Origin of the sequence: Flavobacterium piscis (assembly GCF_031457575.1) — a bacterium.
GTDB classification, from domain to species: Bacteria; Bacteroidota; Bacteroidia; order Flavobacteriales; family Flavobacteriaceae; genus Flavobacterium; species Flavobacterium piscis_A.
In genome coordinates, this window is sequence record NZ_JAVDWQ010000018.1 from 82,241 (window position 1) to 105,966 (window position 23,726).

At 32.5% G+C, this 23,726-nt stretch carries 22 protein-coding genes; 13 read left to right on the forward strand and 9 right to left on the reverse strand.

The features are described 5' to 3' along the window. Window positions 1–3 precede the first annotated feature (3 nt). Together J2W48_RS19805 and J2W48_RS19810 are read right to left on the reverse strand one after the other, a co-directional pair. Window positions 4–873 (reverse strand): alpha/beta hydrolase, encoded by an 870-nt coding sequence (locus J2W48_RS19805; RefSeq protein ID WP_310283528.1) that lies wholly within the window; start codon window positions 871–873, stop codon window positions 4–6. Between the two features lie 111 nt (window positions 874–984). Next, window positions 985–1,857 carry an AraC family transcriptional regulator gene (locus J2W48_RS19810; protein ID WP_310283529.1) on the reverse strand — a complete coding sequence of 291 codons (873 nt, stop codon included), beginning with the start codon at window positions 1,855–1,857 and terminating at the stop codon, window positions 985–987. A gap of 186 nt (window positions 1,858–2,043) precedes the next feature. On the opposite strand from J2W48_RS19810, the gene J2W48_RS19815 reads away from it, so the two are divergent. The 4 genes from J2W48_RS19815 to J2W48_RS19830 all read left to right on the forward strand — a co-directional run bounded on the left by J2W48_RS19815 (window position 2,044) and on the right by J2W48_RS19830 (window position 4,796). Further along, window positions 2,044–2,454, forward strand: a complete 411-nt coding sequence (locus tag J2W48_RS19815) for a T9SS type A sorting domain-containing protein (protein WP_310283530.1) — start codon at window positions 2,044–2,046, stop codon at window positions 2,452–2,454. A gap of 396 nt (window positions 2,455–2,850) precedes the next feature. Next, window positions 2,851–3,258, forward strand: coding sequence for a T9SS type A sorting domain-containing protein (locus tag J2W48_RS19820; RefSeq protein ID WP_310283531.1), 408 nt, complete (start codon window positions 2,851–2,853; stop codon window positions 3,256–3,258). A 353-nt stretch (window positions 3,259–3,611) separates the two neighbouring features. Next, window positions 3,612–4,019 (forward strand): secretion protein, encoded by a 408-nt coding sequence (locus J2W48_RS19825; RefSeq protein ID WP_310283532.1) that lies wholly within the window; start codon window positions 3,612–3,614, stop codon window positions 4,017–4,019. 390 nt (window positions 4,020–4,409) lie between these two features. Continuing rightward, a complete protein-coding gene (locus tag J2W48_RS19830) occupies window positions 4,410–4,796 on the forward strand; it encodes a secretion protein (RefSeq protein ID WP_310283533.1) in 387 nt (128 codons plus the stop codon). Between the two features lie 82 nt (window positions 4,797–4,878). Here the strand turns inward: J2W48_RS19830 and J2W48_RS19835 are convergent, their stop codons facing one another. Both J2W48_RS19835 and J2W48_RS19840 read right to left on the reverse strand, forming a co-directional pair. After that, complete coding sequence (locus J2W48_RS19835) at window positions 4,879–5,361, reverse strand: hypothetical protein (protein ID WP_310283534.1); 483 nt, start codon at window positions 5,359–5,361, stop codon at window positions 4,879–4,881. A 65-nt stretch (window positions 5,362–5,426) separates the two neighbouring features. Then, complete coding sequence (locus J2W48_RS19840) at window positions 5,427–5,840, reverse strand: helix-turn-helix domain-containing protein (protein WP_310283535.1); 414 nt, start codon at window positions 5,838–5,840, stop codon at window positions 5,427–5,429. Window positions 5,841–6,050: 210 nt separating this feature from the next. Here J2W48_RS19840 and J2W48_RS19845 point away from each other — a divergent pair, with 210 nt between their 5' ends. Further along, entirely contained in the window at window positions 6,051–6,374 is a 324-nt protein-coding gene (locus J2W48_RS19845) for a hypothetical protein (protein WP_310283536.1), read from the forward strand. Between the two features lie 104 nt (window positions 6,375–6,478). Here J2W48_RS19845 and J2W48_RS19850 read toward each other — a convergent pair whose 3' ends face one another. The 4 genes from J2W48_RS19850 to J2W48_RS19865 all read right to left on the reverse strand — a co-directional run bounded on the left by J2W48_RS19850 (window position 6,479) and on the right by J2W48_RS19865 (window position 13,115). Next, window positions 6,479–7,033 (reverse strand): REP-associated tyrosine transposase, encoded by a 555-nt coding sequence (locus J2W48_RS19850; protein ID WP_310283537.1) that lies wholly within the window; start codon window positions 7,031–7,033, stop codon window positions 6,479–6,481. Window positions 7,034–7,189: 156 nt separating this feature from the next. Continuing rightward, the gene (locus J2W48_RS19855) at window positions 7,190–8,269 is read right to left on the reverse strand and encodes an RloB family protein (protein ID WP_310283538.1); all 1,080 of its coding nucleotides are present in this window, start codon (window positions 8,267–8,269) and stop codon (window positions 7,190–7,192) included. Further along, window positions 8,250–9,506, reverse strand: a complete 1,257-nt coding sequence (locus J2W48_RS19860; RefSeq protein WP_310283539.1) for an AAA family ATPase — start codon at window positions 9,504–9,506, stop codon at window positions 8,250–8,252. The genes J2W48_RS19855 and J2W48_RS19860 overlap by 20 nt, the downstream gene beginning before the upstream one ends. A 168-nt stretch (window positions 9,507–9,674) precedes the next feature. Then, complete coding sequence (locus tag J2W48_RS19865; RefSeq protein ID WP_310283540.1) at window positions 9,675–13,115, reverse strand: methylmalonyl-CoA mutase family protein; 3,441 nt, start codon at window positions 13,113–13,115, stop codon at window positions 9,675–9,677. A 199-nt stretch (window positions 13,116–13,314) separates the two neighbouring features. Here J2W48_RS19865 and J2W48_RS19870 point away from each other — a divergent pair, with 199 nt between their 5' ends. The 3 genes from J2W48_RS19870 (at window position 13,315) to purU (ending at window position 15,626) form a co-directional block, all read left to right on the forward strand. Beyond that, window positions 13,315–13,734, forward strand: a complete 420-nt coding sequence (locus tag J2W48_RS19870; RefSeq protein WP_310283541.1) for a cytochrome c oxidase assembly factor Coa1 family protein — start codon at window positions 13,315–13,317, stop codon at window positions 13,732–13,734. 223 nt (window positions 13,735–13,957) lie between these two features. Beyond that, a complete protein-coding gene (locus tag J2W48_RS19875) occupies window positions 13,958–14,677 on the forward strand; it encodes a DUF4197 domain-containing protein (protein WP_310283542.1) in 720 nt (239 codons plus the stop codon). Between the two features lie 94 nt (window positions 14,678–14,771). Continuing rightward, window positions 14,772–15,626: a formyltetrahydrofolate deformylase gene (purU, locus tag J2W48_RS19880; protein ID WP_310283543.1), complete on the forward strand. Its 855-nt coding sequence runs from the start codon at window positions 14,772–14,774 to the stop codon at window positions 15,624–15,626. Between the two features lie 46 nt (window positions 15,627–15,672). On the opposite strand, the gene J2W48_RS19885 is transcribed toward purU, so the two are convergent. Then, entirely contained in the window at window positions 15,673–16,842 is a 1,170-nt protein-coding gene (locus J2W48_RS19885) for a proline dehydrogenase family protein (RefSeq protein WP_310283544.1), read from the reverse strand. A gap of 300 nt (window positions 16,843–17,142) precedes the next feature. On the opposite strand from J2W48_RS19885, the gene aroB reads away from it, so the two are divergent. The 5 genes from aroB (at window position 17,143) to recQ (ending at window position 23,664) form a co-directional block, all read left to right on the forward strand. Continuing rightward, complete coding sequence (gene aroB / locus J2W48_RS19890; RefSeq protein ID WP_310283545.1) at window positions 17,143–18,210, forward strand: 3-dehydroquinate synthase; 1,068 nt, start codon at window positions 17,143–17,145, stop codon at window positions 18,208–18,210. 294 nt (window positions 18,211–18,504) lie between these two features. After that, the gene (locus J2W48_RS19895; protein WP_310283546.1) at window positions 18,505–19,908 is read left to right on the forward strand and encodes a type III PLP-dependent enzyme domain-containing protein; all 1,404 of its coding nucleotides are present in this window, start codon (window positions 18,505–18,507) and stop codon (window positions 19,906–19,908) included. A gap of 109 nt (window positions 19,909–20,017) precedes the next feature. Next, window positions 20,018–20,986: a deoxyhypusine synthase family protein gene (locus tag J2W48_RS19900; RefSeq protein WP_310283547.1), complete on the forward strand. Its 969-nt coding sequence runs from the start codon at window positions 20,018–20,020 to the stop codon at window positions 20,984–20,986. Window positions 20,987–20,993: 7 nt separating this feature from the next. Next, on the forward strand, window positions 20,994–21,398 hold the full coding sequence (locus J2W48_RS19905; RefSeq protein WP_310283548.1) for a DNA primase: 405 nt from the start codon (window positions 20,994–20,996) through the stop codon (window positions 21,396–21,398). Between the two features lie 154 nt (window positions 21,399–21,552). Next, entirely contained in the window at window positions 21,553–23,664 is a 2,112-nt protein-coding gene (gene recQ / locus J2W48_RS19910) for a DNA helicase RecQ (protein WP_310283550.1), read from the forward strand. Window positions 23,665–23,726 lie beyond the last annotated feature (62 nt).

Genomic DNA, 23,726 nt, shown 5'->3' on the forward strand with positions numbered 1-23,726 from the left:
TTATTATTTTCCTACAACTGCCTGATTTTTAAATAGAATTTTACTAAAAAATAATACATGATATGGTAATGCATTTTCCCAATACTCCCAGGTATGTGCACCCGGTCTTTCTGTATAATCGTGTTCTACCTTATTATATACCAATCGTCTGTGCAATTCTTTATTAGGTTCAATTAAAAAGTCATCAATGCCGCAATCAATAATCAACGGGAGTTTATTGGCTTTTATTTTGTCTACCATATTTAAAACGGCATATTGCTCATACATTTTTACATCATTGCTTTTGTCCCCAAAAACCGGCTCCATCAATTTTATAACCTGAGCAGATGAATCTCTGTTTAACATAACACTCATATCGACTGCACCGCTCATGCTTCCGGCCGCACAAAATAAATCAGGATGTTTGGCTGACAAGTATAAGGCTCCATGACCACCCATTGAAAGTCCTGTTATCACACGCCCGTTTTTACTATTGATGGTTCTGTAAGTCTTATCTACTTTCTGAATCACTTCCCGGGTTATAAAAGTCTCAAACTGACTTTCTTTATTTACAGGACTGTCCAAATAAAAACTAAACGTCTCCCCTTCCGGCATTACTATAATTATATTGTATTGATCTGCTAAATTTTTCACTACCTCCTTATTAGGTGTGTTTTTTAGCCAATCCCCAAAATGCCCATAAGCACCATGCAATAAATAAAGAACCGGAAACGAAGTCTTGCTTTTTGAATATGAATTGGGCAAAACAACCGCAGCCTTATACGTCTTGTTCATTGCAGTGCTGGCAACTTCTAAAGAATCGACTTTGGCAGCATAAGACATTGCCGAAGAACACAGAATAAATACGAATACTAAAATTTTAAAACTTTTCATTATTGAGTTTATTGAGTTAGGAATGTAAATATACTTTTTTCAAACTAAAATAAATAATAAACCCGACAAGCCTCAGCAACGTGTCGGGTTATAAAAGAGGTACAAAAAGTTTTACATAATAGTTGTTTTATGCTCAAGACGGTATTGCGAAGCACTTTTGCCTGTATATTGTTTAAAAGATTTACTAAAATGGCTAAAATTATTAAAACCGCTTTCGTAGCAGACATCATTAATACTTATTGGTTTTTCTGCCAAAAGTTTAGAAGCGTGAACCAAGCGGTATTCGTTTACAAATTCTGTAAAGGTTTTATTAGTGATTTTTTTAAAATAGCGACAAAACGACGGTGTTGTCATGCTGACCAAACTCGAAATTTCATCAATTGAGATAGGTTCCTGAAAATGATCCTTCACATAATTAAATACAACATTAATCCGGTCATTATCCTGCACCTGTAATTCGAGCGAAAATCCATCAGCATTTAATATCGTATATTCTTCAGAAGATTCTAATTCATCCAATATGCTTAAAAGTGTTAATAAACGCTCAAATGGCGATTTATTTTCCATCAATTCCATTTTCGTCCCGATTCGCTTTTTCGTTTCCCCTCCAAATGCGATTCCTGCTTTTGCCTGATGAAGAAGATTCTGGATTTTTTTCATTTCCGGGGCACCAAAAAAATCAGCTCCCAAAAATTCGGGTTTAAAATGAATGACAATTTCATCCTTATTGCCTGTTTTTTCATTTGTAAACCCACAATGTGGCAAGTTAGAGCCTATCAAAATCAAAGAACCGTTAGTATAATACGAAATATGGCTTCCTATTTGTCTTTTACCTGCTCCGCCATTTACAAAAACAATTTCAATTTCAGGATGGTAATGCAATAAATGCGATTTACTATTCGTCCTCTGGGCATATTTAGTATAAGTAAAAGAGCTTCCGTACGAGTTTGACATTACTTCAAGAGCTGGGGCTATTGTTTTCATTTCAAAAGTTTAAAAAATAATAGCAAATTTAACAAAAACACCTAAAATAATTCAAATTTTAACCTACAACGCTTTCGTAAATGAGAATACAGCATAGAAATCAGCAAACAGGGTTGCTTAAAATCATCTATTCCATAAGTAATTTAGCATCAGAGAATTAGAACTATTAATTTAAAAACTAATGACATGAAAAAGATTTTAAAATTAAGTTTAGTATGCGCAGTACTTTTTGCGGGAACAAGTACCTATGCAATTGACGGTAATGAAGACTTTAATCTTCATGTACTAAAAGGAAGAAACGGAAAGCTAATTACTTTTGCTTTAAACAAAGTAACTAAAGCAAGCTTATCAATTTATGATAAAGACGGCACTCTAATTTATTCTGAAAATGCTTCAGGTAAAGAGGGAATTTTGAGAGCGTACAATCTGGAAGAATTTCCGGAAGGAACCTACTTTTTAGAAATAGAGGATAAAATTAAAAAAGTAAGACATGAAATTATAATTTCTGATGATTTAAGTACATTATCCCGAAATGCCGTTTCATCAGTTTACAAAACAAATATTGCTGCTAAAAATACAAATGTAGCAGTACGTTAGAAAATTATACTTTACTATAATAAATATAAAAATGAGGTAAAATAGCATTAAAATACAAAACTTCTTGTTTTTAAAACAGCTCTTTGTGGTTATTGAGCTGTTTTTTTATTCTGAATTTTCAGATAAATTATTGGATATATTTTTTTTTACACCTAAAATTATAACAAATAAACAAAACTGCCTGTTGCATTATCACATTCTCAATTCATGTGGTTTTATTGAAAAATTATAATCAAATTAACTAAATCACCTACTATAATTTAAATTTTAACCTATAACGGTTTCGTAAATGAGAATATAGCATATAAATTAGCCAATAGAGTTGTGCCCATCATTACATTATCGAAGTAATTTAGCAGTATAAAATTGGAACAAACAATTTAAAAATATATAATCATGAAAAAGATGTTAAAATTAAGTTTAGTATGTGCAGTGCTTTTCACAGGAATGAGTACTTACGCGATTGACGGAAATGGAGATTTTGCTCTTCATGTTTTAAAAGGAAATGGTAAGCTGGTTAGTTTTGCATTAAATAATGTAAAAAAAGCAAGCTTAACAATATATGATAAAGAAGGAAATCTAATTTATTCTGAAAATGCTTCAGGACAAAATGGAATTTTAAGAACTTTCAGCTTTGAGGAATTTCCTGAAGGAACTTATTTCTTAGAGGTAGAAGATAAAGTAAAAAAAGTAAAACACGAAATTGTAATAACCAACAATACTTCTGTATTATCATCAAAAGCAGTTTCATCAGTTTACAAAGCAGATTCTTCTGCAAACAATACAAGCGTAGCAGTACGCTAAAAAAGTTTATACTCGCATACAGTATAAAATGAGGTTAGATAGTTAGTAAAGTTTAAAACTTAACGGTTTTTGAAACAGCTCCTGGTGGTTCTCGAGCTGTTTTTTTATGTCTTTTTTTTAATGAAAATTTCTCATGAAATATAAATATGTCTTACCTGTAATTTACCTAAATGCTTTATTAAATAATAATCAAATTAACATAAACAATATTAATAATTCAAATTTTAACCTATAACGGTTTCGTAAATGAGAATATAGCACATATATTAGCAAATAGGGTTGTGCAATTTACTCCTCTGTTGAAGTAATTTAGCAGTATAAAATTGGAACAAACAATTTAAAAAAATATAATCATGAAAAAGATGTTAAAATTAAGTTTAGTATGTGCAGTGCTTTTCACAGGAATGAGTACTTACGCGATTGACGGAAATGGAGATTTTGCTCTTCATGTTTTAAAAGGAAATGGTAAGTTGGTTAGTTTTGCATTAAATAATGTAAAAAAAGCAAGCTTAGCAATATATGATAAAGAAGGAAATTTAATTTATTCTGAAAATGCTTCAGGACAAAATGGAATTTTAAGAACTTTCAGCTTTGAGGAATTTCCTGAAGGAACTTATTTCTTAGAGGTAGAAGATAAAGTAAAAAAAGTAAAACACGAAATTGTAATAACCAACAATACTTCTGTATTATCATCAAAAGCAGTTTCATCAGTTTACAAAGCAGATTCTTCTGCAAACAATACAAGCGTAGCAGTACGCTAAAAAAGTTTATACTCGCATACAGTATAAAATGAGGTTAGATAGTTAGTAAAGTTTAAAACTTAATGGTTTTTGAAACAGCTCCTGGTGGTTCTTGAGCTGTTTTTTTGTTTTAAATCTTCGACATAAATATTGAAAAAATATAAAAAACTGTTTTTTAATAATCAAATACTTAACAAAATATAAACAGCTGATTGTTAAAACTTTAAAAATATTTCAAAAAAACAAATCCAATTACTCAATAAACCCTTATCTACACTAACAAAACAACCGAATTGCCTTTAATTCAACAACTTAGTGTTAATAATTTATATCAGAAAAATTTTGATTTTAGAGAAGTATTTGTAGTTTTGCCGTACCACGAATCAGAAATTAAAAATTAAAATTAAAAACATGAAACAAATTTTTAAATTAAGCTTAGTTGTAGCTGTATTTTTAACAACACTTAGTACTTATGCAATTGATGGAAAAGGGAATTATATCTTGTATATAAAAACCGGAAATGGAAAAGTAGTTAGTTTTACTTTAGACACCCTTACAAAATCAAATTTCACTATTTATGATGGAAGCCATAATTTGTTATACACAGGAGAACATTCTGCAAACGAATTAGAAATTTCAAAAACTATAAGTTTAGAGGCATATCCTGCCGGAACTTATTATTTAGAAGTACAGGAAAACAACAAAGTTGTAAAACATGAAATTATTGTTTCAAACAAGAAATCAAAAACCGTTAAAATTGATAATTCAGTAAACGAAAGCCCCGCGTTTCGTCGTTAATTATTGATTTTTTTGTCCCAATATAAAAAGCAGCTCTTAATTGAGCTGCTTTTTTTGTTATACCCAAAATGAAGATTATAATTTATCGTAATGAATTGTTGTTTCGCAACCCGCTTCCGTAATTTACCAATTTCCAAAAAACAGAAGAATCAGATGTAATTGGAATCCTGGCAGCATTAATTTCTGAAAACTTATTGAATGCCGAATACAAAAGAGCATTGCAATAATCCAGCAAATCTATACTTGTAAAACTTTGCCTGAATTCAGGACGTAATTCTGTACTATTGATAAAACAAATATTTCCTTCTGTTTCTTTTTCATTTATAAGTAGTAAACCCAGACAATCTGTAAATTGATTTATAATCTCTGGGTTTAATATAATTTCCTCGTTGCACTCTTTTTTATCATTTCTAAATTCCAAATCAAAAAGATTAAAATAGGATTTATTGTTATCTGCTAAAATTTCAATGACAGTATCTTCCAAATCTGCATAATCTGAATGCTTACCTATGCTTCCTGAAATAGATAAGGTTTTTATTTTGTCAAGATATTGTTGGATTGTCATATATTCTAAAAATCAGAAAAGCAGCCCGTACCAGGAGCTGCTTTTTTTTATTTCTATTTTGCTTATTATTTTCCTTTAAGCAATTTTTCTAAATAATCAATTTTGTCTTTTTCTGCCTGAAGCAAACGTTCGTAAAGCTTTTTATTTTCTTCTACTGTTTCCATTAATTTATCTAATGGATTGAAAGTACAGTAATTATTATTTCCAAAATGGCTATTATTTACAACTTCATTAAAGCTATTAAAATAATTAATCACACCTTCTTCCGAAAAATTCTTAATGGCTTCAACAGTTACACCAAGTGCTTTTGCTATCTCAATCAGTTTTTCTTCATCTATGGTTTCGCTATTTTCAATAGCAGATACCGCTTGTTGGTTTGTTCCTAAAGCTTGTGCCAAAGCTTCCTGCTTCATATCCCGAAGTTCACGAATACGGCTGATTTTTCGCCCTATATGATTTGGTTTTGTTAGTGTGCTCATAATTCAAAGATAATAATTAAGTTCTTATAACAAAAAATATGTAAAAAACATATTTAACGATGTACCATACGTCTAAAAATGATTTGATACCGTGTAATCAATTTCTTTCTTGCAGTGAGTAAAACAAAAATACAGTTTTTCTGATAATAATAAATTGTAAAAATTAAATTGTAAGACATTATAACTGCGAAAATTAAAAAACATCCTATTATGGAAACAACTGAAATTAAAAATTTAGACACTCTCAAAAAATTAGCTGCCCGATCTTTCCATACCCTAAAACCGACCGAAGATCCATCAAAGACCTATATCGCTCAAATTAAGGTTTCAAATTATGCTGAGCTGGGCTGCATTATTACCGACCTGCTTAAATTATGCATTTTGGCGCTGGATCCGGAAACACCTAAAGTTTCTGAGAAAAATAAAAATGAACCAATAAATGTAAGTGTCATTTTAGAAACTGTGCTTCAGCTGTTTCCTTTGGAGGAAATGGAGTTTTTAAGTGATGTTGGGGAGGTTGTTGGTGGGGATTGAATATTATTCTTAAATGTATTTGCTTTTAGATTCGATAGCGCAGAATTGCATTCTGTGCCCGCAAAGTAAAGAAAAAATATTGTGTCTTTTAATTTCTGAAAATATCAAAACAAATCTAACAATACCACATCTAAATCATTTTCTAAACCGGCATAATTTCGAGCAGAACTAAAATAATAATCTTCAGATGAAGTCACAATTTTATCTTTCACAGGATTGTTGTGGATGTAATCTATTTTTTGTTTGATAAAAGTATTGCTATAAATGTGTTCTGCATGATAACCGTTTTGCCAAACCTTGTAAGTCTGTTTCTTTTTTAAATGCTCACAGGCTTTTTGAAAATAATCCAGCATCCATTCTCTTCTGCTCTCCGGTTCATCAATTATTGTCTGAACTATTTTCTTTGATGTGAATTTTTTGAAATCCCTAATAATATCAGACAATATAAAACCTTCTGTTCCTTTGCACAATAAATGTATATGACTGCTCATTATACAATAGCCATAAATTTCTAAGCCTTTGTTTTCCTGACAGTATTGCAATGTATTAATTAGAATATTTTTTTGATTGAGTCTTGTAAAAACATCAATCCAGCCGACTGTTGTAATGGTAATAAAATAAGCTTCTTCTATAGTTGTTGCCTTGTATTTTGTTGACATATTGTTTTTTTATTCTTACAAATATAAGAAGTACAACATTGGTATAGCCCAATTTTATATGCTTTGTCTGCCTTACTTACTTTGCGGGCACAGAATGAAATTCTGCGCTAACGTTGAGTAGATATGCGCGATCGGGTAATTTTCGTTACTTTCTTATTAGATAGGTAATTCTGTAATTAAGTATTCCATTTCACTTTTTCTAACACCTAAGTATAAATAATTAAAGTTAATAATAGACAAATCTAAAGAGAAAACAAATTGATTATCTTGTAGCACTTTTCTATTCATAACATCTAATTTATCCCCATCTATATTAAACAAACAAAATAAATCTTCATTTAAAACAACACTTGTTTCCACAACTTTGGTTATATGTATTTCAATAATTGGATTTTTGTTGTTAAATTCAATTTCTAATCCAAGTACATTATGAACCTGACTTTTATTAAATTCAAACCAAAACAAATCAAATTGATTTAAATTAAGCAATTTAAATACCAACTTATCTGTATCTGTGTAAGGATTTTTATCATAAATTGGATTTATGTTTGCAATTGTTTTTCTTAATTGAATTGCATTCTGAATTGCATATTTAACATTGTGATGAAAACTTTTAAAACTAAAACTTTTTTTATCATTTTCATAGGCTAAATATCCCTGTGTAGCTATCCTACCACAAACACAAAGATCTCCTTTGCAGTTATCCTCATTATTTAAACTGGATCCACAATATAAAGGTTCCTTTCCCTTTCGACACATTGATTTTGAAAAATTTTTAGTGCTATTCTCAAAATGCAACAATATCCAATATTCAAAAGCAATACTATTAAAAGCTATATTTACCTTTTTTCCTCTTATAATTACTTTAGCTAATTCAAAAGCTTCTTCGTGATTTGGATGACCATCTTTATCAAAAACTGCCCACACTTCGTCATATTGATCTTCTTCTAGCCCAATTTGAGCTTCCCTTACATATCTAGTAGGCTGTGCTTTATAAATATCTTCAATTTCACTGATGGGTAATACTATTTCTGGTTTTTTTATTTTACGCTTTTTCCCTCCTATTCTGACTTTAAATTCTTCCTCTTTGGCTTCTGCTTTTGGGCGTGGTTTAATTTCTATAAAAACATCAACATTCTCACTTAATAAAATGTTTCTAATTTCATTAAAATAATCTGGTTCGGTCCCCTCTCCTTCGCAAATAATTAAAATGTTTTTACGATATGATTTGCTCATCTTCTTCGAATAAGGATTCAATTGATTTTATTTGTGGTAAACCGCCGAATTTTCCAGCCAAATACCATTTCTCAAAAGGTGTATCTTCACGTAATCCTTCAAAATCTTGTAAAGAAAATAATTCTGACATTCCCTGATCATTTTTTTCAGCAATCCATATCTGATCCCTACGAATTAGATCTCTATCAAGTAAAGTAACATCATGAGTAGTGAAAATTAATTGTGCATTTTTAGGATTTGTTTTTTCTGATTGAAATAGCATTACAAACATTTTTGTCAAGTAAGGATGAAGACTAGTGTCCAGTTCGTCAACCAACATTACTCCGCCTTTATCTAAAACTTTTAGAATTTCTGCTCCAAGAGTATATAATGACTGAGTTCCTACAGATTCTTCTTTTAAAGATAATTCATAAAAACCTTCAATTTTTGTATCATCATAAACATCATGTTTAGCAGTTATATTATAATTATTTCTCGAATTATCTTCTTTATTTTTTTTTATAATAATACCATTAATTTTAGTATCTGCGCCTTTTATTAATTTAGACAATCTTTCTTTTATATTATCATTATTATATAAATAATCCGTTATTTCTCTTTCTATTAATTGACGATGATTTCTATTAGTCGCATTTATTATATTATAATTTCTAAAATATAAAAAAACTTTTGTCAATGTTTCATGAGGTTCATCATCTCCAAATTTTGACAAAATTAACTGGTTCTCAAAAACATTAATTTCTTTTTTTCCATAAGAATCCCCTAAAACACCTTTTTGTATGGGAGAGTTGGGATCAAAATCTTTTCTTGAAAAAGCATTAGTAATTTTCCCTTTAGGATAAAAATTTAAATTTTCTTCTAAAACTATATTTCCGTGAATACAAACTTTATATTCATATTTAATATCATTAGGTCCAATAAAAATTAGCTCAAACTCAGTAGGCATGTTGCTTGACAGACTATTAAATAAAAAAGGTTCATGGATTCTAATTCGTTCGTCTATAATTGGTTTATTTATAATTAAATGAATTAATTCAAATAAAGCTCTGATAATATTCGATTTACCTGATGCATTCGCTCCATAAATTACTGCTAATTTCAATAACCGGAAATCTTGTTTTCCATTTGTTAATTCAAAAACATTATTTTGCTTATGAGATGAAGAATTTGCTTCTAATGAAAAAACCGTTTCTTCTCTGTAAGATCTAAAGTTTTTTATCTTAAGTCGAATAATCATTATCTTTTTATTTAGTTTTACGCGCAAATTTAACCAAAAATACCTTTTAAAAGTAAATTAACGGGATTAATTCACTTTTTTTGATGATTTTAAACAACATCTCTTCAAGCCATAATAAAAAAACTCCCATTTCTGAGAGGTTTTTCCATAAATATAAAATAGTAAAAATTACATATTCCTTCTATACTGCCCACCAACCTCAAACAAAGCCGAAGTAATCTGCCCCAGAGAACAAACCTTTGTAGCTTCCATCAAATGTTCGAATAAGTTTTCGTTTTTAATGGCAGCTTCTTGCAGTTTACTTAAATGCTCGTTTACTTTTTCTTCGTGGAATTGATGTAAATTATCGAGCATCGTAATCTGGTATTGCTTTTCTTCTTCGGTGGCACGAATAACTTCTGCCGGAATTACGGTTGGAGAACCTTTTGAACTTAGGAAAGTGTTGACACCCACAATTGGAAAATCTCCGTTATGTTTTAAAGTTTCATAATACAAACTTTCTTCCTGGATTTTAGAACGCTGGTACATCGTTTCCATCGCACCCAAAACTCCGCCACGTTCTGTGATTCGGTCAAATTCCTGTAAAACGGCAGCTTCTACCAAATCGGTTAATTCTTCGATGATAAATGATCCCTGAATTGGGTTTTCGTTTTTCGCCAAGCCTAATTCCTTATTAATAATCAACTGAATCGCCATGGCACGACGAACCGATTCTTCTGTTGGTGTTGTAATGGCTTCATCATACGCATTCGTGTGCAATGAATTACAGTTGTCATAAATCGCATACAAAGCCTGCAACGTTGTACGGATATCATTAAAATCAATTTCCTGTGCGTGTAAAGAACGCCCAGATGTCTGAATATGATATTTCAACATTTGCGCTCTTTCGTTGGCTCCGTATTTATTTTTCATGGCTTTCGCCCAGATTTTACGTGCCACACGGCCAATTACCGAATATTCAGGATCAACTCCGTTTGAGAAGAAGAAAGATAAATTAGGTCCAAAATCGTTGATGCTCATTCCACGGCTCAGGTAATATTCCACGTAAGTGAAACCATTAGAAAGCGTAAAGGCCAATTGTGTAATTGGGTTCGCCCCTGCCTCTGCAATATGATATCCCGAAATCGAAACCGAATAAAAATTACGAACGTTTTTAGTAATAAAATATTCCTGAACGTCGCCCATTAATCGCAACGCAAATTCGGTAGAGAAAATACAAGTGTTTTGCGCCTGATCTTCTTTTAAAATATCGGCCTGAACCGTTCCGCGAACCTGCGACAATGTTTTGGCTTTTATATCATTATAAACTTCTAAAGGTAAAACTTCATCACCGGTAACGCCCAAAAGCATTAACCCAAGACCGTTATTTCCTTCGGGTAAATCACCTTGGTATTTAGGATGTTCGGTTCCTTTTTCCTTATATATTTTATTGATTTTTGCTTCAACTTCTTTTTCTAAATCATTAGCTTTGATGTAATATTCGCATTGCTGATCGATTGCGGCATTCATGAAAAAGCCTAATAACATTGGCGCTGGCCCATTGATGGTCATACTTACCGAAGTCATGGCATGAACCAGATCAAAACCCGAATACAGCTTTTTAGCATCATCCAGACAACAAATCGAAACTCCGGCATTTCCAATTTTTCCGTAAATATCCGGACGCAAATCGGGATCATTTCCGTATAAAGTTACACTATCAAAAGCCGTCGAAAGTCGTTTTGCCGGCAATCCTGCGCTTACATAATGAAAACGTTTGTTCGTTCTTTCCGGTCCGCCCTCGCCCGCAAACATTCTCGACGGATCTTCGCCTTCACGTTTAAACGGATACAATCCGGAAGCAAACGGAAATTCCCCAGGAACATTTTCTTGTAAATTCCAACGTAAAATATCGCCCCACGCTTCATATTTAGGCAAAGCAATTTTCGGAATCTGAAGATGTGATAAACTTTCGGTATGTGTCGCAATTTTAATTTCCTTATCACGAACTTTAAACGTGTAAACCGGATTTTTGTATTTGTTTACTTTTTCGTCCCAATTCAGGATAATTTCCCAATTGTATGGATCTAAGTCCATTTTTACTTTATCAAACTGATTCAGTAAAAGGTTTAAGAAGATTCTGTTTTCGTCATGTTCGGCAATTCCGCCTGGCAAAAAAGTTGAATCATCAATTCCCGCTTTTGTAATTTGTGGAATTTTACCTGAAACCGATTCGATGGTTTTGAAAATTCCGTATAATTTCTGAGCTACTTTTTGTTGTGAAAGTGCGCTTTCATCATAACTTCTGTTATTTTCTGCAATTTCAGATAAATAACGTGTTCTGTGTGGCGGAATCACGAAGATTTTCTCGCTCATTTCACGCGTGATTTCAAAAGTCGAATGCAGATCTGAATCTGTTTTTTCGACAATTTTATCCATAATCGCTTTGTAAAGCGTGTTCATTCCCGGATCGTTAAACTGCGAAGCGATAGTGCCGAAAACAGGCATTTCGTCAGGATTTTTATCCCATAAATTATGATTTCTTTGATATTGTTTCTTAACGTCGCGAATTGCGTCTAAAGCACCTCTTTTATCAAACTTATTCAACGCTACCAAATCAGCGAAATCAAGCATGTCGATTTTCTCTAATTGCGTTGCAGCTCCAAATTCGGGTGTCATTACATATAAGGATACATCCGAATGATCCATAATCTCGGTATCTGATTGTCCGATTCCTGAAGTTTCCAAAATAATCAGATCGTATTTTGCGGCTTTTAAAACCTGAATAGCCTCTGCTACATATTTAGATAATGCCAAATTTGACTGACGTGTAGCCAGTGAACGCATATAAACACGAGGATTATTGATAGCATTCATTCGGATTCTGTCACCCAAAAGTGCTCCTCCGGTTTTTCTTTTCGAAGGATCGACAGAAATTAATCCTATAGTTTTTTCAGGAAAATCAATTAAAAAGCGACGAACCAATTCATCAACCAAAGATGATTTTCCGGCACCGCCCGTTCCTGTAATTCCTAAAACCGGAATTTTAGAATCAGCATTGTTTTTATGAATCTGATCGAAAACGGGTTTTGCAATTTCAGGAAAATTCTCAGCTGCCGAAATCAAACGTGCAATTGCCGTTGGAATTTTATTTTCAATATGGTCGATTTCTCCGTTAAGTTGATCTCCAATTGGGTAATCTGATTGTTCCACCAAATCATTTATCATTCCCTGCAAACCTAAAGAACGGCCATCATCCGGCGAATAAATACGGGTAATACCATATTCCTGCAATTCTGAAATTTCGCCTGGCAGAATTACGCCTCCACCTCCGCCAAAAATCTTGATATGCCCCGCTCCTTTTTCATGAAGCAAATCGTGCATATATTTAAAGTATTCATTGTGGCCACCCTGATAGGATGTCATCGCAATGGCATTTGCATCTTCCTGAATAGCAGTATTAACCACCTCTTCAACACTGCGGTCATGACCTAAGTGAATTACTTCGACTCCAGTTGACTGGATAATACGGCGCATAATATTAATAGCCGCATCATGCCCGTCAAAAAGAGATGCTGCTGTGACAATTCTTACTTTATTTTTAGGATTATATGGTTTTTGTTGCTCCATTTTATGAATATGATAATTTTATAGGCGCAATTTACAAAATATTTTAATATTTGTTTACTACAATAGCTTTATGTTAACAAAAAAGAATTTAGTATTATTTACACTTCTAATCGATTATTTTTTGAAATTTTGAAAAATTATTAATAATGACATTTACGAGAAAATAGTATCTTTCAGGAATTAAAAAAAAGAAAATTGTATGGAAGAAAATTACAATGAAGTTAAGAAGAATTGGTGGGACAGAAACTGGAAATGGTTGGTTCCAACCGGGTGCTTAAGTCTTTTGATCCTTTTTGGTTTGTTTATAGCAGGGATCTTTTTCGGGGTTACCTCGATGATAAAAGAATCTGATGCCTATAAAGGTGCCATGACTGAGGTACAGCATAATAAAGTAGTTATCGAAAAACTCGGAAGTCCGATTGAACCTGACGGAATTACTTCTGGCAGTATTAATGTCAGTGGCAGTAAAGGAAACTGTGATCTTCAAATTCCGATAAAAGGTTCAAAGGGAACCGGAGTTTTATTTGTTGTTGCAGAAAAGAGAGGCGATTGGAAATACAATGAAATGTCTGTCTATATTGATGCAACAAAAGAAGAAATCGATTTACTGAAGAAATAAACCACTCCTATGGACGGGAAAGTCCTTGGTTAACAAACTGAATGTCTGCAAGATTGTAGCACTATTTATTAGCCACAAATTACACATTTGGTGTCCAGTGAACCTCGTTTGAAACGGATAGCGGGACCAGTGTTAATTATGAAACAAATTGTTTCTTCTCCTGAAATAAAATTGTGGCTTTGTTTTTGAATAAATAGTATTTTTGAAACTTATAAAACCCAATATGAAAAAGATTTTATTATTAGTCGTTGCATTTTCACTTACATCTTGTGCCCAGGTACAACAAACACTAAATCAATTACCACAATTGTCTTCACAGATTCCCGGAACTGGCGGCGTTGATATCGCAGGAGGCCTAAAAGAAGCCCTGAATAAAGGAATTACACAACAAGTCAGCAAATTGACCGCCGTTGATGGCTTTTATAAAAATGAGGCCGTAAAAATTTTGATGCCTGCCGAATTACAAAAGGTAGATGCTACTCTAAGAAAAATAGGCCTTAGTTCTCTTGCTGATGAAGGAATAAAAGTGCTGAACCGTGCTGCTGAGGATGCAGTTAAGGAAGCCACTCCTATATTTGTTTCGGCTGTTAAAAATATGTCTTTTACCGATGCTAAAAATATTTTATTAGGCAATGACATAGCTGCAACCAGCTATCTGCAAAGCAGTACCACAACGGCTTTGTACGGAAAATTTAATCCGGTAATTAAAAGTTCGTTTGAAAAAGTAGGTGCAGATGTTGTCTGGACGCAAATCATTAATAAATACAATACGATTCCGTTAGTTAAAAAAGTAAATCCTGATCTGACTGATTATACAACAAATCAGGCTTTGGCAGGAGTTTTTAAAATGATTGCCGTAGAAGAAAAAGAGATTCGTAATAATATTAGTGCCAGAACCAGTCCGTTATTAAAAAGTGTTTTTGCTATGCAGGACGGAAAATAATTTCGTCGTTTAATTCTTTTCGTTTTGCTGTGTAATCGAAATTACCGGACAAAACGTATAAACGATTAAACAAACGATTAACCAATAAATTAAAATGCAAAAAATAACCATTCTTATTCACTGCAAAGACAAAAAAGGAATTATTGCCGCAGTGACCACTTTTATCGCTAAAGTTGAAGGAAATATTACATACATTGACCAGCATGTTGAAGTGGAACAAAATGTATTTTTTATGCGATTGGAATGTGAATTATCCAATCACCGCACTACCATTGAAGACCTGAAATCTGATTTTGACCAAACTATTGCCATTGATTTTAACATGTCATGGGATTTATATAATCAGGAACAAAAACCAAAAATGGCGTTATTTGTATCTAAATACGATCATTGCCTGTTTGATATTTTAGGACGTTACAGTGCTGGGGAATTAAATGTTGAGATTCCGGTGATTATCAGTAATCATAATGATTTAAGGTCGATTGCTGAACGTTTTGATATTCCGTTTCACTGTGTTCCTTTTACAAAAGACAATAAAGATGAAGGAGAAGCCAAACAAATTGAGCTGCTAAAAAGGTTTCAAATCAATTTTATAGTTTTGGCGCGTTATATGCAAATTATTACACCTGGTTTAATTTCACTGTATGAAAATAAAATCATCAATATCCACCACTCTTTTTTACCTGCTTTTCCCGGTGCAAAACCGTACCATTCAGCTTTTAAAAGAGGTGTAAAGATTATTGGCGCAACCAGTCATTATGTTACGGAAGGATTAGATGAAGGCCCAATTATTGAACAGGATATTGCACGTGTTTCCCATATTCACTCCGTTGATGATTTTATCATGAAAGGACGTGATCTGGAACGTATAGTGCTGGCAAGGGCAATAAAATTGCATGCAGAACGTAAGACGATGGTTTACAGTAATAAAACAGTAGTTTTCTCTTAAATACAAAAGGCAGTTCGTTTGAACTGCCTTTTGTATTTAAGAGAATTTATTTTCCTTTTCTTCTTTTACGTTCTGCTTTAATCATTGATAACTCCCGGCTGGTTTGTCCGGCAACCGAAGTATTTTCTTCGGCACGGCGAATCAGGTAGGGCATCACATCTTTTACAGGTCCAAATGGTAAATATTTGGCAACATTATATCCGTTTTCGGCTAAGTTATAACTGATATTATCACTCATTCCATATAATTGTCCGAACCAAATCTTGTTATCATTTTTTGCAATTCCTCTTTCCTGCATCAATTCCATCAGTTTATATGAACTCAATTCGTTGTGAGTTCCTGCAAAAATTGACATGGCGTCCAGATGCTCTAACATATAAAGTACAGCCGCATCGTAATTTTCATCTGTTGCTTCTTTAGAAACACAAATTGGTGAAACATAGTTTTTCTCTTCTGCCCTTTTATTCTCTTTTTCCATATAAGCACCACGAACCAATTTCATTCCGATGAAAAAGTTTTCTTTCTTAGCAATTTCGTGCAATTTTTTAAGATAATCCAAACGATCCCAACGGTACATTTGCAACGTATTGAAAACAATTGTTTTTTCTTTATTGTATTTGCGCATCATATCCGTTACTAAATCATCGGCAGCATCCTGCATCCAGCTTTCTTCACCATCAATTAACAGAGCAACATCTTTTTTATGGGCTTCATTACAAACATGATCAAAACGGGCAACTACTCTGTCCCACTCTTCTTGCTCTGCAGGAGATAATGTATGTTTCTCTCCTAATTTTTCATACAATTCAAAACGGCCAAAACCTGTTGGTTTAAAAACTGCAAACGGAATTGCCAGACGTTCTTTGGCAAACTCTATTGTCTTTAAAGTCATTTCCAGGGCAGCATCAAACTGCTCTTCTTCTTCTTTTCCTTCAACTGAATAGTCCAAAACAGATGAAACACCTTTAGTAAACATTTTGTCAACCACCGTAATACAGTCGTCTTCGTTTACACCACCGCAAAAATGATCAAAAACCGTTGCACGAATTAATCCTTCAACAGGAAGATTTGCTTTTAAGGCAAAATTGGTAACAGCTGTACCTATCCTCACTAAAGGTTGGCTGTCAATCATTTTAAAAAGAAAATAAGCTCTGTCAAGTTCTGTATCGCTTTTTAACGAAAATGCAACCTGAGTGTTATCGAATATTTTTTCCATTAAGTTTAGTTTTTAGGCAAAGATAAAGAGTGTTTTGAATATTATTCAACAAAAAGAGTCCAATTTTTAAATATCTTTAACAAAAGAGCTTTAATTAAAATTTAACAAAACAGTTTGAACCAATTACAAATCGATTTTAAATAAGAAAATTTATTTTTAAATAAACTTAATTACTATTCCGATAATCAATTGAGATTTATTTTGAAATTTTAAGCTAATTTTTAAACAAATTTGAATCAGGATTTGAATATTATTTAGTTAAAAATGCCTTATTTTGCGGATTCAATTAACTGAAGAATTATGCAATCTATTCAAGCCAATAATTATCTTGTACATTTTAACCAAAGTGCATACGAAGCCTTAAACAATCATTTAAAAGAAAACAAATACTCCAATTTATTTATTATAGTTGATGATAAAACAAATGAGCATTGTTTACCTAAGTTTTTGCCTTTACTTGAAACCGATTTAACGATCGAAATTATAGAGTTTGAATCAGGAGAAGTCAATAAAAATATAGAAACCTGCATTCAAATCTGGAACGTGCTTACTGAATTGGGTGCTGACAGAAAATCGCTGGTTATTAACCTTGGCGGTGGCGTTGTAACCGATTTAGGCGGATTTGTTGCCTCAACTTTTAAAAGAGGCGTAGATTTTATTCATATTCCAACTACCTTATTATCGATGGTGGATGCTTCCGTTGGAGGAAAAACAGGTGTGGATTTAGGAAATCTTAAAAACCAGATTGGTGTTATTAATGTGCCACAAATGGTTTTGATTGACACACAATATCTTGAAACTTTACCTCAAAGTGAAATGCGTTCCGGTCTTGCCGAAATGTTAAAACACGGCTTAATTTATGATGCACCTTATTGGAAGCAGTTTTTAAATTTACAATCCATTGATTATGCTGATTTTGATGAATTAATATATCGTTCGGTTGAAATCAAAAATGAAATTGTAATTCAGGATCCAACCGAAAAAAATATCCGTAAAGCATTAAACTTCGGACACACATTAGGGCACGCTATCGAAAGTTACTTTCTGGAAAGTGAAACCAAAAAAACATTGCTACATGGAGAAGCCATTGCAATAGGAATGATTTTGGAAAGTTATATTTCACTCCATAAAAATTTAATTACAAATGAAGAGTATGCTGAAATTAAAACGGCTATAAAAAGCATTTATGATGATGTCAGGGTTGATGAAAATGACATAGAACCTATCCTGGAATTACTGGTTCACGACAAGAAAAATGAATACGGTTTGATTCAATTTGCATTGATTGAAGGAATCGGAAAAATAAAAATCAACCAATTGGTTGAAAATAAATTAATTCTGGATGCGTTTCAGGATTATAAATCTTAAACTTTTTTAATAAAAAGCATTGCTTTTGGTATATATTATTTTTTACATTTGCCCAGATGAAAACAAACAACAAACAAAGACATTTTAGTTCTTATAAAAACCGTCTCAATAGTTCTTTATTAAGGATATTGAAACGTTTTTATTATAATAAAAGTCAATTTTGTTCTGATGTTTTTTTATGCTCAAAGGCAGAAAATGAAAAACTGGAAATTGTATTTGCCAATATTAGGGTTTGAATTGATGATTTAGCCACGTTTACTAAATTAAGCTCACAACCCTAAATATTGAAACTAAATGAATACAAAATATTCTGACCTGATTAATCAAACATACTATTTCCCACAAGAAGAATTTAAATTAAATAAAGACAATCTTTTATTTCACAATATCGATTTGATGAAATTGGTTGAACAATACGGTACACCATTAAAATTTACCTATTTACCACAGATCTCTGAAAACATCAACAAGGCAAAAGCCTGGTTCAGAAAATCGATGGAAAAAAACAAATACGAAGCAAAATATTACTATTGTTATTGTACAAAAAGCTCTCATTTTGAATACATTATGAATGAAGCTTTCAAGAATAACATTCATGTTGAAACATCATCTGCTTTTGACATTAATATTGTAGAAAATCTGCTTGAAAATGGCAAAATCAACAAAAGCACTTATGTTATCTGCAATGGATTCAAAAGAGATGAATACATTACCAATATTGCAAGATTAATCAATAACGGACATAAAAATACTATTCCGATTATTGACAATTATGAAGAGCTGGATTTACTTCAGGCAGAAATCAAAGGAAAATTCAAAATTGGAATCCGTATTGCTGCTGAGGAAGAACCTAAATTTGAGTTTTATACCTCAAGACTAGGTATAGGATACAAAAACATAGTCTCTTTTTACAAAAAACAAATTCAGGAAAATGATAAATTAGAATTGAAAATGCTTCACTTCTTTATCAATACCGGAATAAATGATACAGCTTACTATTGGAATGAGTTGGTAAAATGTATCAAAGTATATATTGCGCTTAAAAAAGAATGCCCTACCCTTGATGGCCTCAACATTGGAGGAGGTTTCCCGATAAAAAACTCATTAGCTTTTGAGTATGATTACCAATATATGATTGATGAAATTATCAATCAGATAAAAATTGCATGTGATGAAGCCGAAGTTGATGTTCCGAATATTTTTACTGAATTTGGATCCTTTACTGTAGGTGAAAGCGGTGGTGCCATTTACCAAATTTTGTATCAAAAGCAACAAAATGACAGGGAAAAATGGAATATGATAGACTCATCGTTCATTACCACTTTGCCGGATACCTGGGCGATAAACAAACGTTTTATCATGTTAGCAGTGAACCGCTGGAATGACACTTATGAACGGGTTTTATTAGGAGGATTGACTTGTGACAGTGATGATTATTACAATTCAGAGCAGAACATGAACGCCATTTATCTGCCTAAATATAATAAAGAAAAGCCTTTATATATTGGTTTCTTCAATACAGGAGCCTATCAGGAAACTATTGGAGGTTACGGAGGCTTGCACCACTGTTTGATTCCACAGCCAAAACACATTCTAATAGATCGCGATGAAAACGGAATTTTGGCAACTGGGGTTTTCTCAGAACAACAAACTTCTGATGATGTATTAAAGATTTTAGGTTACACAAAAAAAATATAAAAAAAATGCAAATTAAAAAAATTGATATTTATAAAATCATTAATTTGCAGTAACATCTAAAAGGTTAAACTTTTAATTCAAAAAAAAAACAAAAAACAAAAACAAAAAAATGAAAGGACCAATCAGTCAGTTTATTGAAAAACATTATTTACACTTTAATTCTGCCTCCCTTGTTGATGCAGCAAAAGCATACGAACAGCAATTGGCAAATGGTGCTAAAATGATGGTGAGTATGGCTGGCGCAATGAGTACAGCAGAAATTGGAAAAATTTTTGCTGAAATTATCAGACAGGATAAAGTGCAAATTATTTCATGTACCGGAGCTAATTTAGAAGAGGATATCATGAATTTAGTAGCACACTCTCATTACGAAAGAGTGCCAAACTATCGTGATTTAACCCCTGAAGATGAATGGGCTTTGCTTGAAAGAGGATTAAATCGTGTTACTGATACCTGTATTCCTGAACATGAAGCATTTCGTCGTTTACAAAAACACATTTATAAAATCTGGAAAGATGCAGATGACAAGGGAGAACGTTATTTTCCTCATGAATTCATGTATAAAATGTTACTATCAGGTGTTTTGGAAGAATATTATGAAATTGATTTAAAAGACAGTTGGATGTATGCAGCTGCTGAGAAAAATTTACCTATTATTGTACCGGGATGGGAAGACAGTACTATGGGGAATATTTTTGCTTCATACGTTATTAAAGGTGAATTAAAAGCATCTACCATGAAATCAGGAATTGAATACATGACATTTCTTGCAGACTGGTATCCTAAAAACAGTACTAAAGGAGTTGGATTTTTTCAAATTGGTGGTGGTATTGCAGGAGATTTTCCTATTTGTGTGGTACCAATGCTGTATCAGGATATGGAAATGCATGATATTCCGTTTTGGAGTTATTTCTGTCAGATTTCTGATTCAACAACCAGTTATGGTTCTTATTCAGGAGCAGTTCCTAACGAAAAAATTACATGGGGTAAATTAGATATAAAAACTCCAAAATTTATTATTGAGTCGGATGCAACAATTGTGGCTCCGTTAATTTTTGCCTATTTATTAGATTTATAGAATATTTATGAAAAGAGTTATAGTAGACTACGCTAAACTTACCCACGAAATTTTAAACCTTTTGGTGGAAAAATTTCCTGATGGATATGATGATTCGGATGTTATCCGTTTTAGAAATGCTAAAAACGAATTAATCGAAGCTGTTGAAGTTAAAACTGAAGACACTATTTATTTAGTTAAAATTAGTACCAAACTTGCTGACAGAATTGAAAATTACGATGAAGATGATGATATCGACGTTGATGTTGATACAATCGAACCAGTAAAAGGTCTTGATCTTGATGATGATATTGATGATGAAGATGAAGATGAAAATCTTGATAAACCGGATATTGACGGGGGGGATGATGACGACGATGAAGATAAAAATGATATTACTGACGAAGATGATGATGAAGACGATGAAGACTAATTCATATTTTTAAATATACAAAAGGAACTCTATTCGGGTTCCTTTTTTGTTGATAAAAACAAAATTAATTCTATTTATTTTTTTTTAAATATTATAAGAAAAATATTATATTTACAAATTCTTATTTATAAAAATAAACTTAATTATCTGCCAAATGACTTCAGAAATATTACACGCCAAACTAAAAGAAAATTTTGGGTTTGAAAAATTCAGACCAAATCAGGAAACTATAATAAACACTATCCTTTCCGGTCAGGATACTTTGGCAATTATGCCAACTGGCGGAGGAAAATCAATATGTTTTCAGCTGCCTGCATTAGTTTTACCCGGAATAACCATTGTTATTTCCCCTTTGATTGCCTTGATGAAAGACCAGGTAGACAGTTTGAAAACCAACGGAATTTCAGCTTGTTATATTAATAGCAGCCAGTCCAGTGAAGAACAACAATTTTATATCGAAAATTTAAAATCAAATACATTTAAACTCGTTTATATTGCGCCGGAAAGTTTATCTTATCTGGATGTCATTTTTAATGAGTTAACAATTAGCCTGATTGCAATTGATGAAGCACATTGCATTTCATCATGGGGACACGATTTTCGTCCGGCTTACACTAATTTAGGATATTTAAAAAACCGCTTCCCTTCTACTCCAATTCTGGCTTTGACTGCCACAGCAGATAAAGCAACGCGAACCGATATTACAAAACAACTAAATTTAAACAATTCAAAAACTTTTATTTCTTCATTTGACAGAAAAAATTTAAGCCTGGAAGTCCGTCCGGCGCTGGATCGTGTAAAACAAATTATAGATTTCATTGAAAACAAACCCAACGAGTCCGGCATTATTTATTGCTTAAGCAGAAAAACTACTGAAGAACTAGCTGAAAAACTACAGAAAAATGGTGTAACTGCAAAAGCATATCACGCTGGCTTAGACAATAAAATTCGTGCAAAAACACAGGATGAATTTATAAATGATGATTGTCAGGTAGTTTGTGCCACAATTGCTTTTGGAATGGGAATTGACAAGTCGAATGTACGTTGGGTAATTCATTATAATTTGCCCAAAAATATTGAAGGTTATTATCAGGAAATTGGTCGTGCTGGTCGTGACGGATTACCTGCAGAAACGGTTTTATTCGAAAGTTATGCAGATGTGATTCAGCTTCAGAAATTTGCTTCGGAAGGTTTGAACTCAGATGTTCAGCTTGCAAAATTAGACCGAATGAAACAATATGCCGATGCATTGAGTTGCAGACGAAAAATTCTGCTTTCTTATTTTGGAGAACTCGTTACCGAAAATTGTGGCAATTGTGACATCTGTAAAAAGCCACCAGTATTTTTTGACGGCACTATTTTAGCACAAAAAGCATTGTCAGCAATCACCCGTTTACAAGAATCGGAACCATTGGCTGTAATTGTTGATTTTTTAAGAGGCTCAAAAAACGCCTATATCTACGAAAAAAAATATCAGGATCTGAAAACTTACGGAATTGGGGCTGACATATCGTGGTACGATTGGAATCAATATCTTATTCAATTAATAAATTTGGGATATTGCGAAATTGCCTTTCATCAGCATAATAAAATTTTATTAACTCCTTTTGCAAAAAAAGTTTTGTTTGAAGGCGAAAAAGTAAAATTAACAACTGTCATTAAAAAAGTAATTGACAAAAACGAAATCAAAGAGGCAAAAGTGAAGCCAGTTGCAAACTCTCTTTTTGAAACCCTTCGAAAATTACGTTACGAAATTGCAAAGGAAGATGAAGTTCCTGCGTATGTCATTTTTAGTGATGCCGCTTTGAGGCAAATGGAAACATTACGACCAATGAGCGATGAAGAATTTCTGGCAATTGATGGTGTTGGAAAAACAAAACTAGAAAAGTATGGTTCTGAATTCATCAACGCTATTATCGAATTTCAGAAAAGTAAAATTTCAAATACTAAGGTAAAGAAGGAAAGTACTACCTATAAAACTACATTAGAAATGTTTGAAACCGGAATTTCTGTAGAACAAATAGCTAAAAAAAGAAAACTCGGACTTTCAACAGTCATTTCGCATTTGGCAAAATTATATTTGGACGGAGTTGATATTGATGTCAGCCAATTTGTTTCTGATGAAGAAATCAAACAATTACAAAAGGCCCAAATTAAACTTGAAAATCCAAGTGCTTTAAAACCATATTTTGACCATTTTGAAGAAAAAATGGGGTACGATAAAATTCGCTTCGGACTTGCTGTACTTGAGAAAAATAAGCAATAAAAAAAATCCAAATTCCAAAACTGAAGAATATCAGATTGGAATTTGGATTTTATATTTTTTAG